The following is a 17,709-nucleotide window of genomic DNA, read 5'->3' as shown; positions in this document are numbered from 1 at the left end:
AGGAACGATACCCGGTAAGTGGGATCGTTCATGACTTTCATATGAAAAAATTCATGTTTTGAAGGTGAGGCTGTTCACGGCTCAATGGGAAGCAGGGTGGTCACGGAAAAACCGTGCGAACCGTCGGTGATGACATGGCCTCCAAGTGAGGCTGCTCGTTCCTCCATGCCGGTAATGCCAATCCCTTTTTTGATTTTGGCGGCACCTTTGCCATTGTCTTTTACTTCTGCTTTGATGATTTTATTAAGGATTTGAATGTTGATGGCAATCTGTGATGCATCGGCATATTTGCGCGCATTGGTCAGCGCTTCTTTCACATTTTCTTGAATGATTTTCCACTGTACATGGGTAATGCAGTCGAGATTGCCGCTGTAAGTGAGCACTGTTTCAAGTTCATATCTTGCGGAAAACGCATCTAAAGCAAGCTGCAGCCGGTGAATGCCGACTTGTTCAACAGGCGGTTTCATTTGTTTCAGCGTCAGCCGGATGCTTTCAATTCCTTCTTTTGTAATGGTGATGGCGTTTTGCAGTAACGCCCGTGCCTGTGCGGGATCTTTTTCCAGAAGGCTTTTTGCCGCTTCCATCTGGATGAGTGCGCCGGTCATCGCGTGGCCGACATTGTCGTGAATTTCCTGCGAAATCCGGTTCCGTTCTTCCAGCCGGTAGGTGTATTCAGATTGGCGGATGAATTCCTCGTTTTCATTCAGGCGGCGCGCGAGCCTCTGGACTGAAGTGCGCAGCCGGTCAAGCTGCTGTTCTTTCTTTTCCAGCCGGTCTGCGTACGTAATGGCCGTATCCCAAATGATCCAGCTGAAGGCTGCCGAGAAAACATACTGGCCGGCTGTCCCAGTTTTTAAATAAAAAACGGGTACAAGCAGGATGAGCGCCTGTATCGATCTTGGAACGGGCCACCTTTCGGCGAGCTCCAAAACCGATAGCGGCGCGAAGATGACAAACAGGGGATTCACATATAAAGCGCCGAAACCGGCAATACCGATGGAGCAGGCCGCAAAAAAAGCGGGAAACGCCTTCCTGTTCCAAATGTACATCGCGATATTTGCTATAAAATAGAGTAGAAGCAGGAATACAGCGGGAGCCAGAGGCAAATCTTCCTGAACAGCCATGAAAGCGGCCCAGCCAATAAGTGCCAGCTTTGCCGCAATCAGCCGGGATTCCATGTTTTGTTCCCTTTCCCTGTAAGATAATAAACGGCAATCTGTGTGCGGTGCTCAAGCCCTGTTTTGCCAAAAATGGAGGTAATGTAATTTGCGACCGTTCCTTCTGAAATGTACAAGGTTTTGGCAATTTCTTTATTGGAAAAGCCTTTTGCAATCAGGGACATGATTTCACGTTCTCTTTCCGTGAACTTTTTCATGTCTATTTTCGGTTCCGGTTCTCTGCTGCTTAAATTGGATTTAATTTTATCGAGAACCGTATCCTGGAAAATGCTGTTGCCGTTATAGACACTTTTGATGGCATCCCGGATTTTTTCAGGATCATTATTTTTCAGCAAGTAGCCTCTTGCCCCGTTTTTTAATGCATCGACAATATATTCGTCATCGTCAAAGGTGGTCAGGATCATCGGTTTGGCAGATGTTTGGGCTGCAATGATTTTCGCAGCTTCGACGCCGTTCATCTCCGGCATCCGCACATCCAAAAGGGCGATGTCAACCGGTTGGTTAAGGCAATATGCTGCCGCTTCCTTGCCGTTTCCGACTGTTGCCATGACTTCGAACTCTTCGTATGACGATAAAATGATTTTTAACCCTTCGCGTATAAAGGAATTGTCATCGGCAATCACAATTTTAATTTTATCCATCCTTTTCCCTCCGGCCCCGCCTCTTCTTCTTTCCATTATAGCTGAATTGCACCCGGCATACATTCTGTTTTTTATCTTTCCATTTTGTTCTTTCTATTTTGCGGGCGCATTCTTTGCGGCATGGGCGTGTGGGATTGAATGATTGGAACAGAAAGAAAAAAAGGTTATGATAGATAGTATGGTACGGAATTTTTGGAATTTGCAGCAAAGGGGTTTGTGCAGACATGAAATACATCGAGCAAGGGACAAGAAAATTCCGCCTGGCAAATCTTGCGCTATTTGCCGGGGGATTCAATACGTTTGCGATTCTCTGGGGGATGCAGCCGCTTTTGCCGGATATTGCAAAGCAGTTTCACTTATCGCCGACAATGTCGAGTTTGAGCCTGTCTTCTACCACCGTGACGCTCTCGGTGAGCATGCTGATTGCCGGATCGTTGTCGGAAGTGTTCGGGCGAAAATCCGTGATGTCTTTTTCACTGATTGCTTCGTCTGCCCTCTGCATCCTGACTGCTTTTGCCCCGACTTATCATTTGCTGATTGTCTGCCGGGTGCTGCAGGGCCTTGTGCTTGCCGGGCTGCCGGCTGTTGCCATGGCATACCTGGGGGAAGAGATTTTGCCGTCAAGCCTCGGACTTGCGATGGGGTTATATATCAGCGGGAATTCGATCGGGGGCATGGCAGGGCGGATCATCTGCGGAACTTTGACCGACTTTTTCAATTGGCATGTGGCGCTGGCGTCGATCGGGGTGATCAGCCTGCTCGCAAGCATCCTGTTCTGGGCCGTGCTGCCGCCGTCTTCCCACTTTACTGCCCGGAAGTTTGAAATCGGGAAACTGGCGGGAAGCCTTGTCCGCCAGCTTGCGGAACCGGGCCTGATTTATTTGTTTTTGATTGGATTTTTATTAATGGGGAGCTTTGTTTCGCTGTATAATTACATCGGATTCCAGCTAATTGCGCCGCCGTATTCGCTGAGCCAGACGGTCGTCGGCTTCATTTTTATCGTCTACCTTGTCGGTACATTCAGCTCGGCATGGATGGGGATGCTTGCGGACCGGCACGGCAGGCGGAAAATTTTGCAGCTTTCGCTCCTTATTGTGCTCCTGGGGGCCTCGATTACGCTTGTTCCATCTTTATGGCTGAAAATTTTTGGCATTGCCGTGTTCACATTCGGCTTTTTTGCCGGCCATTCGATCGCAAGCGGCTGGGTTGGCCGCCTTTCCTCCCATGATAAAGCGCAGGCTTCCGGATTGTACTTATTCTTTTATTATATCGGCTCGAGCATCGGCGGGACAGTCGGGGGCGTGTTCTACAGCCGGCTCGGATGGAACGGGGTTGTGCTGATGATCGCTGCGCTGACGGTGCTGGCCATTGTGTTTTCAGTCCGGCTGGCCGTGATTGCAAAGAGAAAATGGCTTGTTTCTACACGGCATGCTTCCAACTAATTTTTTGACAGGAGGGGACATATGTTACGCCGCTTTTTTTCCTATTATTTGCCGCATAAAAAGCTGTTTATTCTGGATTTTACGAGCGCGGTGATTGTCGCTGTTTTTGAACTGGCCTTTCCGCTTTGTGTCCAGTGGTTTATTGACAGCCTGCTGCCGAGCGGAAAATGGGCAACGATTACGAGCGTCAGCATCGCGCTGCTTTGCCTCTATTTGATCAGCACATATTTGCAGTACGTCGTCACCTACTGGGGGCATCAGCTCGGCATCAATATTGAAACGGATATGCGCAAAGAATTGTTTGTACACGTGCAGCGGCAGTCTTTTTCATTTTTTGATAATGTGAAAACCGGCCACGTCATGAGCAGGATCACAAACGATCTTTTTGACATCGGCGAACTTGCCCACCACGGTCCGGAAGATGCTTTTATTGCCGTCATGACGTTTCTCGGCGCGTTTTGCATTATGTTTACGGTCAATGCCAAACTGGCTTTTGTCACCCTAATTATTGTGCCGTTTTTGGTCTGGATCATCACGTATTGCAATATGAAAATGAACGAGGCATGGGGCAAAATGTACGGCGAGATTGCCGAAGTGAATGCGCGTGTCGAGGACAGTGTGGCAGGGGTCCGCGTCGTCCAGTCATTTACGAATGAAAATTATGAAATCACGCAGTTCCAGAAAAATAACAAACGGTTCCGGAAAGCGAAATTGCTTGCGTATAAAACGATGGCGCTGACCAATTCCAGCACGTATATGATGAGCCGGCTGATCGTCCTTGCCGTCCTTGTATACGGGGCATGGCTGGTATACAGCGGGGAATTGAAATACGGCGAGCTGGTCGGCTTTGTGCTGTATGTGAATGTGCTGTTCAAGCCGATTGATAAAATCAGTGCGATCATGGAGCTGTATCCGAAAGGGATGGCCGGGTTTAAACGGTTTACGGAATTACTGGACCGCACGCCGGACGTCCGGGACAGGGAAAGTGCGGTCGAAGTTCCGGCGTTAAACGGCAACATCGCGTTCAACAATGTCAGCTTCGCTTATCCGGGCGGCCAGCCTGTGTTAAAGGGGCTGAATCTCAAAATTCGCGCCGGGGAGACGGTTGCATTTGTCGGGCCTTCGGGTGCAGGGAAAACGACCATCTGCTCCCTGATCCCGCGCTTTTACGATGTGGACAGCGGCAGCATTGCCATTGACGGCATGGATATCCGCAATATGACGAAAAAATCGCTCCGCTCGCAGATTGGCATTGTCCAGCAGGATGTCTTCCTTTTTGCCGGCACCATCCGCGAAAACATTGCGTATGGAAAATTGGATGCTACAGATGAAGAAATTGAAGAAGCAGCCCGGCGCGCCCATTTGGAAGAGGTCATCCGTGCGCTTCCTGGCGGGTTTGATACGCAAATCGGCGAACGCGGCCTTAAGCTTTCCGGCGGGCAAAAGCAGCGGCTGGCGATTGCGCGCATGTTTTTGAAAAACCCGCCCATCTTAATCCTGGATGAGGCTACATCTGCCCTTGATACGGAAACCGAAAGGCAAATCCAGGCGGCATTGGATGAACTGGCAAAAGACCGGACAACGCTTGTCATTGCGCACCGGCTGGCGACCATTCGCAATGCTGACCGGATTGTTGTTGTCACCAGGGACGGGATTGCCGAACAAGGGCGCCATGATGAGCTCCTTACCCGCGGGGGGATTTTTGCAAAACTGCACGAGGCCCAGTACCAGCAGTAGATCCGGCCCGCCTTTGGGCACGGGGTTTTTAAAGGAAAAAGGAGGTGTCCCGACTGCCGGCATGGTTCCTTCTGTGTGAAATGGCGGGGCTTTTGAAAAAAGAAAAAACGCAGGCGATCCGCTGCGCAAAAATGGGGCTTCTTATCAGGCTTTTTTCAAGCGGCGGATATCCGCTTTGACATTAAAGATATCTTCGAATAAGACATCCATTTTATCATCCAGCCTGCCATAATTGCTGTCAAGGCTGCTTATATCTTTTTTCATGTCTGCGATATCCTGTTTTACTTCCGCCATCTCGCTTTTCAGGGAAGCGACATCCTGTTTCAGCCCTGCAACATCCTGTTTCAGCCCTGCAACATCTTCTTTTAGCCCTGCAACATCTTCTTTTAGCCCTGCAACATCCTGTTTCAGCCCGGCGATGTCCGTTTTCATTTCTTTCATCTCTGCCTTCATTGAAAGGACTTCGCCGGACAGTTCTTTGATGGCCGTAAGCAGCATTTCGTTTGTGACTTCCGCCATTTTTCCGCCTCCTTTGTCGAATATATGCTTATTCTAAGGGATGATGCCCTGTCCTGCAACTGGCGAAAAGCAAAAAATAGGGCCTGCTATTGCGTGAATCGGGGGCGGATAACTGAAAAACCGGTTCCCTGCCAGCCCAAAAATTTTATTTTCAACAAAAAAGCGGCCCGCAAATGAACGAATGTTAACCCGAAACAAGAAGAAAATGTTCGTGTTTTCTATTGACTTCTTTTCATTTTCCCGTTAAAATCAATCTTGTCAATTTAATATGCAATACCATCGTATATATTCAGGGATATGGCCTGAACGTTTCTACCAAGCTGCCGTAAATAGCTTGACTACGAGGTAATGAGATAGAGTCAGAGGGCAATCGTATAAAAATAGCAACCTTTGCCCCTCCTCATTCCTTAAGTCTGGCGTTTCGGGCGTTTACGTTCGGAACGTTTTTCTGTTATGGCGATTTTGGAAATTCCACAGGAGGGATAAGGCAAAATGAAGAACTATTTTGAGTTTGAAAAACTGGGGACAAGCTACCGCCAGGAATTTATCGGGGGACTGACAACCTTTTTGGCAATGGCCTATATTTTAGCCGTAAACCCGCTGACATTGTCGCTTGCCAGCGTAAAGGGGCTTCCGGATTCTATGCATATGGACCAGGGGGCTGTATTTGTGGCCACCGCAATTGCTTCCGCGATCGGTTCGATTGTGATGGGGCTTTTCGGGAAATATCCGCTCGCGCTTGCTCCCGGCATGGGACTGAATGCCTTTTTTGCTTATACGGTTGTCCTGAGCTACAAAATTCCCTGGCAGCACGCACTCGCCGCTGTCTTTATTTCCGGCGTTTTCTTCTTTCTGCTCACACTGACGGGCATTCGCGAAAAATTGATTAACGCCATTCCGGTTCAGTTAAAACACGCGATCGGCGCAGGCATCGGCCTGTTCATTACGTTTATCGGGCTGAAAGATGCCGGTATTATTGTCGGTGATAATGCAACGTTTGTCACTTTGGGGGATTTGTCAAAAGGCCCTGTTCTGCTCTCCATTTTCGGGATTGTTGTGACTGTTATCCTGATGACAAGAGGGATAAAAGGTTCCGTTTTTTACGGCATTATCCTTACAAGTATTGTTGGCATGATTTTTGGATTGCTGAAGGTGCCACATCAAGTCGTCAGTCCGGTTCCGAGTTTAAGCCCGACGTTCGGCGCGTTGTTCAGTTCATTCGGGGATTCATCATTCTGGACAGCGCAAATGATTGGCGCCATTTTAACATTCTTCTTTGTTGACTTTTTTGATAATGCCGGAACGCTTGTGGCGGTTGCAAACCAGGCAGGGCTCATGAAAGACAACAAACTGCCTAATGCAGGCCGGGCGCTTTTGTCAGATTCCATTGCGACCATCATCGGGTCTGTGCTCGGGACTTCGACGACAACATCCTTTGTTGAATCTTCGTCAGGGGTTGCCGCAGGGGCAAGAACCGGATTTGCTTCTCTTGTCACGGCCTGTTTCTTTATTCTATCAATCTTTTTCTTCCCGCTTTTGTCGGTCATTACTTCAAACGTCACAGCACCGGCGCTGATCATTGTCGGTGTGCTGATGGTATCGAACTTGCGGCATATTGAATGGGATAAATTCGAAATTGCCGTCCCGGCTTTCCTTACATTGATTACCATGCCGCTCACTTACAGCATCGCAACCGGGATTGCCATTGGTTTCATCTTTTATCCGATTACGATGATTGTAAAAGGAAGAATCAAAGAAATCCATCCGGTCATGTATTTCTTCTTTGTCGTCTTCTTACTGTATTTTATTTTCTTAAAATAGTACCGAAAAAAACTTGCAGAGCGCGCTCTGCAAGTTTTTTTCGGCAGCAGAAATTGAAAAACCGGCGCATTTCATTTAAACTAATCGTATTGCACTATAGCCGAGGGGGATTGAAATGGAAGCTTTTATCGTCAAAAAGGTTTTAAACAATAATGTACTTGTTGCCTCCCACCCCCGCTATGAAGAAACGGTGTTGATCGGAAAGGGGATTGGTTTTAACCGGAAAAAAGGGGAGGCCATCCCGCAGGCATCGGCTGAAAAAATGTTTGTGCTGAAGAACGAAACAGAACAGGAACAGTATATGAAGCTGATTCCTTCTATTGATAATCAAACCCTTGAAGTGGTCATTTCGGCCATTGAGATGATCCGCAGCCGGGCTGATTCTCCTTTAAATGAACATATCCATGTTGCCTTGACAGACCATATTGCTTTTGCGATCAACCGGATCCGGAAAGGGCTGGCTGTCAAAAATCCGTTCGTTGCCGAAACGAAAATTCTCTATCCGCGCGAATACGAAATTGCCTGCGAAGTGGTGGACTATATCAATGAAGCAACGGACGTCTATTTGCCGGAGGGGGAAGCCGGATTTATTGCGTTGCACATCCACAGTGCTGTTACGGATAAGCAGCTTTCCGAATTAAGCCGGCATTCCCATCTGATCGGGCAGCTCATTTCCACCGTTGAGTATGAATTTAAAATGACTTTTGACAAAGACAGCATTCATTATATGCGCCTTGTCCGCCATTTGCGCTATACAATTGACCGCGTGCTGACGGGGGAAAAAGTGGAGGAGCCCGAGAAATTGAATCATTTCCTGCAACAGGAATACCCGCGGTGTTATAACCTGTCGTGGAAATTGATCAAAATCATGCAGCAAGCATTACAGAAACCGGTGTACGATGCAGAAGCCGTTTACCTGACGATGCACCTGCAGCGGATCCAATCCAAAATAGAATCATAAAAGGCCTCCTGATTATACATGGCATGCGTGATGAAAGGCTGAATAATGCCAAAACGCCGTCATTGTTCATGTCGGGATGCCAAATGCTTTTTTAATTTTTTCTTGCAACTGGGATGCCTGCGGTGCTATAATTTGTCATGGAAATTGTGAATGATGCAGCAAACAGGAAAAACCGGTGTACGATGCAGCAGCCTTTATCCGGTAGCATGCGTCTGAAACGGGTTCCACATTAAAAATTAATCAAATGTTATCATAACGTGTTACTGATTCGATCAGGCATGAGTGAAAAAGATGCCGGGAGTGGCAGCCGCCATGGCCTTCCCGCTTTTTCCTCATGCCTTTTTATTTTCCCGGGGAATTGCTGCACGTCTGTTTCCGGAAACCATCATGATTTGAGGAGGATTTTGCATGGCAAAGAAAGATTACGCGCAGCTTGCTCGCGATATTGTGGCAAATGTCGGAGGGCCTGATAATGTAAAGTCGCTTGTGCACTGTGCCACCCGTTTGCGCTTCCGGTTAAAAGATACAGGCAAGGCAAACAAAGAAACGCTGGAAAGCTTGCCAAATGTCCTTACGGCGGTGAATGCAGGCGGACAGTACCAGGTCGTGATCGGGGATGAGGTCGTTCCAGTTTATAACGCCATTATGGATGAATATCATTTTACGGCTTCCGATGCGGGGGTTGAAAACGATGCGGCGGCGGAAGAAAGCGAAGAAAAAGGCAATGTTTTCGACCGCTTTGTGGCAGTGCTTTCCGGTATTTTCACACCGTTTATCTCCGTCCTGGCCGGTGCCGGTGTTTTAAAAGGCGTTGCCATCCTTTTGGCAAATACCCATATCGTGTCTGAATCATCCGCTTGGTACAGCATCTTGGACGCGCTCGCAACCGGCGTGTTTACATTGCTGCCGATTTTTATTGCAATTACGGCGGCGGATAAGTTTAATACAAACCGGTTTATCTCTGTTGCGCTTGCTGCCGCGATGATTTACCCGCTGACAGACAGCAGCATTCCGAAAATCGGCCACATTGCTGGGTACGCCATCAATTTTAAACAGTACGGCGGTGCGGTAATCCCGACCATTTTGGCCATTTGGATGATGAGTTATATTGAAAGATGGTTTAAGAAACATTTACCGGCTGTTGCCCAGCTTGTATTTGTGCCGTTTTTCACATTGCTTGTTGCCGGCGCCCTCACTTTTATCGTGATCGGCCCATTAGGCAATGCGATCGGCATGGGCCTTGCTTACGGCTATCAATACTTGTACAGCTTGAGCCCTGCTGTTGCCGGATTTATTCTGGCCGGGCTGTTCCAGGTGTTTGTCGTCTTCGGGCTGCACTGGGGAATTTTGCCGATCTCACTGATTAACATTCAAAACTACGGTTATGATACGCTGCTGGCGATGATGTTTGTTGCCGTCTTCGGACAGTTCGGTGCGGTGACAGGCGCGATTTTTAAAGCAAAAAAATCGAAAAACAGGGAAATCGCCGTTTCCGCTGCAATCAGTAACTTCTTTGGCATTACGGAGCCGGCGATATACGGCATCAATTTGAAATACAAAAAAGGTTTTATTTTCGGTTTGGCCGGCAGTGCGATCGGCGGCGCCATTGCCGGTTTTGCCGGTGTAAAAGCTTTCCAGTACACGCCGATTATGAATTTCTTTGAACTTCCGCTGTTTATCGGCAAAGGTTCAAGCGTTGCCATGGAAGCCGTTGCGGGTATTGCCGCATGGGCGATTGCATTCGTACTTGTATTGATTTTCGGTTTTAATGAAGAAAACAATGAAAAAATGCTCGCAAATGTCCAAATGGGCAAGAAAAGCCTGACGGAAAAGAAAACGGCAGCTGTGGAAAGCAAGATGGAATCGGGACAAAAAGAACTGCCGAAAGTGGATACGGCCGGCATGGAACTGAACGAAATTGTCTATAATCCGGTAAAGGGCCGCGTTGTTCCGTTAACCTCTGTGAATGACCCTGTTTTCAGCTCGGAAGCGATGGGGAAAGGGGTTGGCGTTGTGCCGGAAGAAGGAAAAGTGGCAGCCCCGTTTGACGGGCAAGTATCCGTTGCTTTTCCGACCGGCCACGCATACGGCCTGCAATCCGACCGCGGAGCGGAAGTATTGATCCACGTCGGCATCGATACCGTCAACTTAAACGGGGAACACTTCCATTCCAATGTAAAAACCGGGGACCGCATCAGGAAGGGTGACGTACTCGGCACCTTTGACCCGGAAAAAATCAAAGAAGCCGGCTATGACACGACAACGATGGTGATCGTAACCAACACGATGGCATATGATGCAGTTGAACAAGCCGCAGTTGACGAAACATATGCGGGCGAAGCTTTGCTGAATCTGTACAAAAAACAGGAAACAGCTGTGAAAAACTAATTTTGCGGGCAACCCTGAACAAAAAACCGCCGGGAAAATCATTTTCCCTGGCGGTTTTTCCATTTCCATAATGTTTTTTCTGAAACAGCGGTTCTTTTAAGAAACCGGCGGAAATCCGGCTCCTTCTCCGGCACTCCACGGCTTCCGCCTGAGAAACGGGCTGCCTGGTTCTTTCTTTTACTGCGTGCGGCTGAGCCAATGTTTTCCTTCAACAAGCCGGGAAACGAGCATGGCGCTTACCGTGTTTCCGGTCGAATTTAAAAGCGTGGCCGGAACATCAATAATCGTACTAATTACTGCAATAATCGGAAGCGACTCCGGCGGGAATCCAAAAACGCTTAAAATCAGCATCTCCCCGATCATGCCGCCGCTTGGGATCGCCCCCATTACCGCGCCGACAAGAAATGCAACGGCAATGACAGCCAGCATATGGGGCAGGCTTGTCAAATCTTTCCCGAACAAGGTGAACAAAAAAACGATTTTCAGCACGCCACCAAACACCGAGCCGTCCTTATGCGTGTTCGCGCCTAAAGGAATCACCGTTTCCGCGATGTCGGAAGGCACATGCATTTTTTGAACAGTTTCCAAATTAACCGGAATGCAGGCAGCACTTGAACAGGTAGCAATAGCCGTAACAGAAGGGGGGACCGCATTTTTCCAAAAAACTTTGATCCCCTCTGCCCCCCCGGCCATAAAGGCATATAAGGTAAAAAAGCCGAAAAAGTAAATGACCGTTAAGATCAGGTATAAACCAAACGAACGCGCATATCCTTCCAAAATTTGCGGGCCGAGTGTGCCGATGATGGAAGCGAAGTAACACCCGAGCCCGATTGGCGCATAATACATGATGATTTTAACAAATTTCATCATGACGGCTGTTCCCGATGCCAAAAAAGCAGCAACCGGCTTTCCTTTCTCCCCGGCCAATGTGGTAGCCAGGCCGAACAGAACGGAAAAAACAATCAGCTGAAGCATATTCGTTTTGGTAAATAAATTTGGAAAATCAGGCACTGTGAATGTTTGAACAAGCTGTTCGAGAAAAGACGGATTGGTGCCGCTTTGCCGGCTTCCGTCTGCTTTTGCCATCATCTGTTCTATGGCGGTTGTATCTGTATGCGCAAGCGGCTTGATGATGAAAGTGCCGCCAAAACCAATGATGGCTGCCAAGAGGGAAGTGCCAAGGAACACAAGAATGATGCTCCCTAAAATTTTGCCCAAACGGCCAAGGCCGGCCATATTTGCGATGGCAGAAGAAATGCTGAAAAACACAAGCGGAATAATAACCGTAAACATTAAATTTAAAAATAAATCCCCGAATGGTTTTACAACCTCTGCTTTTGAGCCTGCAACCACGCCTGCAATGCCGCCAATGATGATGGCAGCCAGCAATATGGCAGTGGATTTGTAATTGCGAAAAAATGTTTTCAAATTCAACCTCTCCTTAAACGGAAAATGCATTGTTCCCACATGTTTTATTTTCCGATGATCATAAAAAGAAGTCAATTTGATTTTTGCCCAAAAGATCCCTGCGTGTCGGTCTGTTTGTTGGTAATTTGATAGATTGCGTTTGAAAAAAATTTCATGTCAGTATGTGTAAAATTTTACTCGAAGGGGCAGATGAGTGGAAAAAAATGGGAAGACGCTCTATCATCTAATTGTACACTTCAAGATGAACATCTAGAGAGAGAGGTCTTCCCATGGATATTATATCAATAATTGCTGGATTATTAAAGGATACAAAAAGTCTTATGGAATTTGAAGAACAGCTTAAACTTTTGATGCAGAAGGCTTTTACACAATGGGTTGGGGAAATATTTGAAGAGTTAGATAAAACAATTAAACAGAAGAAGTTAGAGGAGGGCTGGGTGTACTGCCGGAGTGATAACAGAAACATTCAGTTTCTATTTGGAAGTGTGACCTTTAAACGCTCATTAATGCATGACAAGAGAGGAAATTCCCATTATCCTCTGGATGAATGGTTAGGGCTGGTACCACACCAACGATACAGCCCGTTAGTGGAATTAAAGGTGGCAGAGTTGGCAAGTGAGAACACCTATCGGGAAGTAGCTGATATTTTAAAAGAGTGGACAGCAGTGAGTCTTAGTCACACAACTGTAGGGAACATGGTAAAACACGTAGGGAAAACTCAGGCGGAAGCCGATAAGGCACTTGTAGAAGAGCTAGAAATAGCTGTTTCCCTGCCTGAGGGAAAGAAGGTAGATTACCTGTTTTCCGAAGCTGATGGTATATTCGTCCGGGGACTAGAAAAGAAACAGGGTTTGGAAGTCCACCACGCCATTCTCTATGAAGGATGGGAAACCAATGGCAAAAGAGTCTCTCTACACCATCCCGTTGTTATCATGACGACGAAATCCATCCAGACATTTTGGGATGAAGTCCAAGCCACAGCTGCCAACACCTACTCCCTCGAAAAAACGCATGTCATTACAAACAGTGATGGAGGTGCGGGATACACAGCTGAACGGTTTCAAACAGCTTTCTCACAGTCGGAATTTCCGGTGCTCAACCAGCTGGATACCTACCACGTTGCACAAGCCATCATAAGGACATTTGGGGGCGGAAAGAGCGAGATCAAGGAGCAAATTAGAAAAGCGATTAGAACGCATGACCTGGACCAATTCACGTTATATTTGGATACGCACGAAAGCACCTTGACGGATAAAAAGGCTCTCAAGAAAATCAAGGAATTCCGTTCGTATATCTTGAAAAACTGGGACCGCATTTTTGACTGGAGAGACAGGGTGAAAAACGTGCCGGAAGGTGCGAGAGGCCTAGGAGCGATGGAATCGAATCAAAGGCATATCTCCTTCAGGATGAAAAAAAGGGGCATGCATTGGAGTGAACTTGGCGCAGAAGCCATGGTGAAAATCAAACAAGGCATACTCAATGGGACATTGAGAGAAGTCTATCTGAAACACCGTTCAAGAAGCGAGAGAAAGCAACGGAACTTGAAACAATTAATCAGGATGTCTCAACTACTCAAGCAGCCTGTACGCCCGTCAGTGGGCGTAAAGCACGGATCAGTTGCCCTGCATTCAAGCAGTTCATCGGCAATGGGACATTTAAGCAAAATATTAGAGCTTTCGTTTTAAGCTTGGCTCAGTGGGGACTGATCGTTGAGGCGCGCGAAATTTACGAGACTCCTGCGGGAAAAGCGAGCCAGGAGAGACCCCGCAGCGAGGTACGAGCGAGGAGGCTCGCCGGCCGCCCGCGGAAAGCGAGTGAATTTCGCGCGCCTCAACATCCCCGTTATCCATCTTTATACGGAAATATTACATCTTTTCCGAAAATTACACCGAGCAAGTAAAGCACGGTAGCCGAAAGTGTACAAAAAGAGTGTCTTGGAATACCCGATATTTAAACCTTGTCGAGAAAAACTTGACACATACTTCATGTCCAGCTCTGAGGAGTAAAAATTTTTCGTGATAATTTAACTATTCCCCCCCAAAAATGCGGCTAAATATGTAATAATTTAAATAATTAGAGCTTGCTGGACGAATATTTTGGCATGGCTTAGTGACAAGTCGAATACAAGCTAAAATTTGATTCGTTCAGCAAGCCCTAATTAAACTTGGCTGTTTTGAGGGGGTTTTTATTTTGGTTACTAGAAAAGAAAAAAGAAATCGTGAAAAAGAAGCAAATTATTTTTTCGAGTTCCTTAAAATTCAGAAGCATTTTTTCAAAGACCTGATGAATAACCTAAAAAAGGTAGCAGACCACCGACATCAAAGCTATATCACTTATGGTCCAGAGGTCCTTTTATTTACGATGATGTTGAAAAATATGACCGGCCTAAAATCCATGAGAAACATGAGTGAGAGTTTTAATAAAGAAGAATGTATTAAAAATGTAGGGAAGGTGTTAGGCTTAGATTCTCTTGAAGAACTTCCACATTATGATACAATTAACGACTTTTTATCTGGCTTAGATGTAAATGAATTAGAAAAAATTAGAACGTATATGATTAAAGAATTATTGAAAAAAAGGTCTCTCGAGTCTTATCGAATTGAAGGAAAGTACTGGGGTGTCATCATTGATGGAACTGGATTACACACCTTTCATGAGAAACATTGTAAACACTGCCTGAGACGGGCATATACAAATAAAGAAACAGGAGAAACGAACGTACTTTATATGCACCATGTACTTGAAGCCAAGCTTGTCGTGGGGGATATGGTCTTCAGTATTGCCTCCGAATTTATCGAAAATGAATCAGAAAATGTTTCTAAGCAAGATTGTGAATTAAAAGCCTTCGACAGGCTGGCAAAGAAAATAAAAAAAATATTTAAAAGACTACCGATTTGTATCTTGGGAGATAGTCTCTATGCATGTGAAACGGTATTTAATCTGTGCAGGGCGCACAAATGGAAATATATATGCAGATTTAAGGAAGGGAGAATTAAAAGTATCTCGACGGAGTTTAAGGCAATAAAAGAGCTGGAACAAAGTAAGGATCAGAATTCATTAGTTTGGGTGAATGATATTGCCTACAAAGACAGAACGGTCAATCTGATGGAGGCCACAATGAAAACAGAGGATGGGAAATCGAAAGAGTATGTATTTATAACGGATATTAAAATCACGAAAAAGAACGTGGAACGACTCATCGCTGCAGGAAGAAGCCGCTGGAAGATTGAAAATCAAGGATTTAACGAACAAAAAAATAATCGTTACAATATAGAACATGCCAATAGCCAAAACTACACAGCCATGAAAAATCATTATTTATTAGTTCAAATAACAGATATTATTAGACAGCTGTTTGAAAAAGGTTCGTCAATCTTAAAAGCACTCAAAAAAACGGCAAAAGAAAAATCCTCAAATCTGTTGGAATCGTTTCGGACACGTATTTTAACAGACGAGGATTTCACCCATTTAAGTAAGCCAATACAAGTAAGGTTTACTTAATGGTTATATTATAGCAAAGGATGTGATGTAAAAAAAGGTTTTTTTGAAGTTATCCACAATTTTAAAAAAGAAATTTGCAAATTCGGCTCTTTTTGACTTTGAAAGCAGAAAAAATAGATGGAAAAATTTTCTAAATGTGGATAAGTCATTTTATCATAAAACATCTAAAAATTGATGAATTTACTCTTCAGAACTGCTTCATGTCATTATATATTGACTTAGGATAACACGGATGGTATGATAATAAAGCTGACTCGATAGCAAATGAAAAAATATTGAGTCTGGTGGAAAAAGATGTTGACAGCGAATTGATATTTTGATATAATAATTAAGTCGCTGTTAAAGGACAGTAAAGATTGTTCCTTGAAAACTGGACAAAACGAAACGTCAAATTCTTTTTGAGCTTTTATCAAACATCTTTACTGAGAGTTTGATCCTGGCTCAGGACGAACGCTGGCGGCGTGCCTAATACATGCAAGTCGTGCGAATCTTGTTAAAAGCTTGCTTTTAACAAGATTAGCGGCGGACGGGTGAGTAACACGTGGGCAACCTGCCTGTAAGACCGGGATAACGCCGGGAAACCGGGGCTAATACCGGATAGTTTTTTCCTCCGCATGGAGGAAAAAGGAAAGGCGGCTTCGGCTGCCACTTACAGATGGGCCCGCGGCGCATTAGCTAGTTGGCGGGGTAACGGCCCACCAAGGCAACGATGCGTAGCCGACCTGAGAGGGTGATCGGCCACATTGGGACTGAGACACGGCCCAAACTCCTACGGGAGGCAGCAGTAGGGAATCTTCCGCAATGGACGAAAGTCTGACGGAGCAACGCCGCGTGAGTGAAGAAGGCCTTCGGGTCGTAAAACTCTGTTGCCGGGGAAGAACAAGTGCCGTTCGAACAGGGCGGCGCCTTGACGGTACCCGGCCAGAAAGCCACGGCTAACTACGTGCCAGCAGCCGCGGTAATACGTAGGTGGCAAGCGTTGTCCGGAATTATTGGGCGTAAAGCGCGCGCAGGCGGCTTCTTAAGTCTGATGTGAAATCTTGCGGCTCAACCGCAAGCGGTCATTGGAAACTGGGAGGCTTGAGTGCAGAAGAGGAGAGTGGAATTCCACGTGTAGCGGTGAAATGCGTAGAGATGTGGAGGAACACCAGTGGCGAAGGCGGCTCTCTGGTCTGTAACTGACGCTGAGGCGCGAAAGCGTGGGGAGCAAACAGGATTAGATACCCTGGTAGTCCACGCCGTAAACGATGAGTGCTAAGTGTTAGAGGGTTTCCGCCCTTTAGTGCTGCAGCTAACGCATTAAGCACTCCGCCTGGGGAGTACGGCCGCAAGGCTGAAACTCAAAGGAATTGACGGGGGCCCGCACAAGCGGTGGAGCATGTGGTTTAATTCGAAGCAACGCGAAGAACCTTACCAGGTCTTGACATCCTCTGACCTCCCTGGAGACAGGGCCTTCCCCTTCGGGGGACAGAGTGACAGGTGGTGCATGGTTGTCGTCAGCTCGTGTCGTGAGATGTTGGGTTAAGTCCCGCAACGAGCGCAACCCTTGACCTTAGTTGCCAGCATTGAGTTGGGCACTCTAAGGTGACTGCCGGTGACAAACCGGAGGAAGGTGGGGATGACGTCAAATCATCATGCCCCTTATGACCTGGGCTACACACGTGCTACAATGGATGGTACAAAGGGCTGCGAGACCGCGAGGTTAAGCCAATCCCAGAAAACCATTCCCAGTTCGGATTGCAGGCTGCAACCCGCCTGCATGAAGCCGGAATCGCTAGTAATCGCGGATCAGCATGCCGCGGTGAATACGTTCCCGGGCCTTGTACACACCGCCCGTCACACCACGAGAGTTTGTAACACCCGAAGTCGGTGAGGTAACCTTTACGGAGCCAGCCGCCGAAGGTGGGACAGATGATTGGGGTGAAGTCGTAACAAGGTAGCCGTATCGGAAGGTGCGGCTGGATCACCTCCTTTCTAAGGGGAAAAGCGTAGGGCGCTCGTTCATCGGCGTACGGATTTCGAAGTCTTCGACTGAGATAAAGGAAACACGATGAGCCTTAAAGGCGAATCGATGCCCGCTTATCGTAGGGAGA

At 46.9% G+C, this 17,709-nt stretch carries 11 protein-coding genes, 1 rRNA gene and 1 riboswitch; of the genes, 8 read left to right on the top strand and 4 right to left on the bottom strand.

Features of this window, described 5'->3' with window-relative positions; genetic code table 11:
• Positions 1-74: 74 nt before the first annotated feature.
• Entirely contained in the window at positions 75-1,178 is a 1,104-nt protein-coding gene (locus tag NSU00_RS14175; protein ID WP_340703845.1) for a sensor histidine kinase, read from the bottom strand.
• Positions 1,163-1,819, bottom strand: coding sequence for a response regulator transcription factor (locus tag NSU00_RS14170; RefSeq protein ID WP_340703844.1), 657 nt, complete (start codon positions 1,817-1,819; stop codon positions 1,163-1,165). The genes NSU00_RS14175 and NSU00_RS14170 overlap by 16 nt, the downstream gene beginning before the upstream one ends.
• Before the next feature lie 224 nt (positions 1,820-2,043).
• Here NSU00_RS14170 and NSU00_RS14165 point away from each other — a divergent pair, with 224 nt between their 5' ends.
• Both NSU00_RS14165 and NSU00_RS14160 read left to right on the top strand, forming a co-directional pair.
• Positions 2,044-3,261, top strand: coding sequence for an MFS transporter (locus NSU00_RS14165; protein WP_328014135.1), 1,218 nt, complete (start codon positions 2,044-2,046; stop codon positions 3,259-3,261).
• Positions 3,262-3,282: 21 nt separating this feature from the next.
• The gene (locus NSU00_RS14160; protein ID WP_340703843.1) at positions 3,283-4,998 is read left to right on the top strand and encodes an ABC transporter ATP-binding protein; all 1,716 of its coding nucleotides are present in this window, start codon (positions 3,283-3,285) and stop codon (positions 4,996-4,998) included.
• A gap of 144 nt (positions 4,999-5,142) precedes the next feature.
• On the opposite strand, the gene NSU00_RS14155 is transcribed toward NSU00_RS14160, so the two are convergent.
• Positions 5,143-5,517, bottom strand: a complete 375-nt coding sequence (locus NSU00_RS14155; RefSeq protein ID WP_340703842.1) for a hypothetical protein — start codon at positions 5,515-5,517, stop codon at positions 5,143-5,145.
• A gap of 259 nt (positions 5,518-5,776) precedes the next feature.
• Positions 5,777-5,878, top strand: a riboswitch (purine riboswitch).
• A gap of 131 nt (positions 5,879-6,009) precedes the next feature.
• Here NSU00_RS14155 and NSU00_RS14150 point away from each other — a divergent pair.
• The 3 genes from NSU00_RS14150 to NSU00_RS14140 all read left to right on the top strand — a co-directional run bounded on the left by NSU00_RS14150 (position 6,010) and on the right by NSU00_RS14140 (position 10,687).
• Complete coding sequence (locus NSU00_RS14150; protein WP_013860613.1) at positions 6,010-7,338, top strand: NCS2 family permease; 1,329 nt, start codon at positions 6,010-6,012, stop codon at positions 7,336-7,338.
• A 115-nt stretch (positions 7,339-7,453) separates the two neighbouring features.
• A complete protein-coding gene (gene glcT, locus NSU00_RS14145) occupies positions 7,454-8,299 on the top strand; it encodes a glucose PTS transporter transcription antiterminator GlcT (RefSeq protein WP_061565633.1) in 846 nt (281 codons plus the stop codon).
• 408 nt (positions 8,300-8,707) lie between these two features.
• Positions 8,708-10,687 (top strand): beta-glucoside-specific PTS transporter subunit IIABC, encoded by a 1,980-nt coding sequence (locus NSU00_RS14140; RefSeq protein WP_340703061.1) that lies wholly within the window; start codon positions 8,708-8,710, stop codon positions 10,685-10,687.
• A 177-nt stretch (positions 10,688-10,864) separates the two neighbouring features.
• Here NSU00_RS14140 and NSU00_RS14135 read toward each other — a convergent pair whose 3' ends face one another.
• Positions 10,865-12,115, bottom strand: a complete 1,251-nt coding sequence (locus NSU00_RS14135; RefSeq protein WP_017551439.1) for a dicarboxylate/amino acid:cation symporter — start codon at positions 12,113-12,115, stop codon at positions 10,865-10,867.
• A 269-nt stretch (positions 12,116-12,384) separates the two neighbouring features.
• On the opposite strand from NSU00_RS14135, the gene NSU00_RS14130 reads away from it, so the two are divergent.
• The 3 genes from NSU00_RS14130 (at position 12,385) to NSU00_RS14120 (ending at position 17,590) form a co-directional block, all read left to right on the top strand.
• Positions 12,385-13,800: an ISLre2 family transposase gene (locus NSU00_RS14130; RefSeq protein ID WP_340703841.1), complete on the top strand. Its 1,416-nt coding sequence runs from the start codon at positions 12,385-12,387 to the stop codon at positions 13,798-13,800.
• A 505-nt stretch (positions 13,801-14,305) separates the two neighbouring features.
• The gene (locus tag NSU00_RS14125) at positions 14,306-15,616 is read left to right on the top strand and encodes a transposase family protein (protein WP_013858128.1); all 1,311 of its coding nucleotides are present in this window, start codon (positions 14,306-14,308) and stop codon (positions 15,614-15,616) included.
• A gap of 418 nt (positions 15,617-16,034) precedes the next feature.
• Positions 16,035-17,590, top strand: a 16S ribosomal RNA gene (locus NSU00_RS14120).
• Positions 17,591-17,709 lie beyond the last annotated feature (119 nt).

Origin of the sequence: Weizmannia sp. FSL W8-0401, assembly GCF_038009125.1 — a bacterium.
In the GTDB taxonomy this organism is placed as follows: Bacteria; Bacillota; Bacilli; order Bacillales; family Bacillaceae_C; genus Weizmannia; species Weizmannia coagulans.
This window is presented reverse-complemented; position numbering and strand designations above follow the sequence as displayed.

Bases quoted from the DNA above. Each gene is read 5' to 3' on its own strand.
- NSU00_RS14150 (WP_013860613.1), top strand. From the start codon at position 6,010: ATGAAGAACTATTTTGAGTTTGAAAAACTGGGGACAAGCTACCGCCAG.
- NSU00_RS14160 (WP_340703843.1), top strand. From the start codon at position 3,283: ATGTTACGCCGCTTTTTTTCCTATTATTTGCCGCATAAAAAGCTGTTT.
- NSU00_RS14175 (WP_340703845.1), bottom strand. From the start codon at position 1,178: ATGGAATCCCGGCTGATTGCGGCAAAGCTGGCACTTATTGGCTGGGCC.
- NSU00_RS14155 (WP_340703842.1), bottom strand. From the start codon at position 5,517: ATGGCGGAAGTCACAAACGAAATGCTGCTTACGGCCATCAAAGAACTG.
- NSU00_RS14170 (WP_340703844.1), bottom strand. From the start codon at position 1,819: ATGGATAAAATTAAAATTGTGATTGCCGATGACAATTCCTTTATACGC.
- NSU00_RS14140 (WP_340703061.1), top strand. From the start codon at position 8,708: ATGGCAAAGAAAGATTACGCGCAGCTTGCTCGCGATATTGTGGCAAAT.
- NSU00_RS14130 (WP_340703841.1), top strand. From the start codon at position 12,385: ATGGATATTATATCAATAATTGCTGGATTATTAAAGGATACAAAAAGT.
- NSU00_RS14165 (WP_328014135.1), top strand. From the start codon at position 2,044: ATGAAATACATCGAGCAAGGGACAAGAAAATTCCGCCTGGCAAATCTT.
- glcT (WP_061565633.1), top strand. From the start codon at position 7,454: ATGGAAGCTTTTATCGTCAAAAAGGTTTTAAACAATAATGTACTTGTT.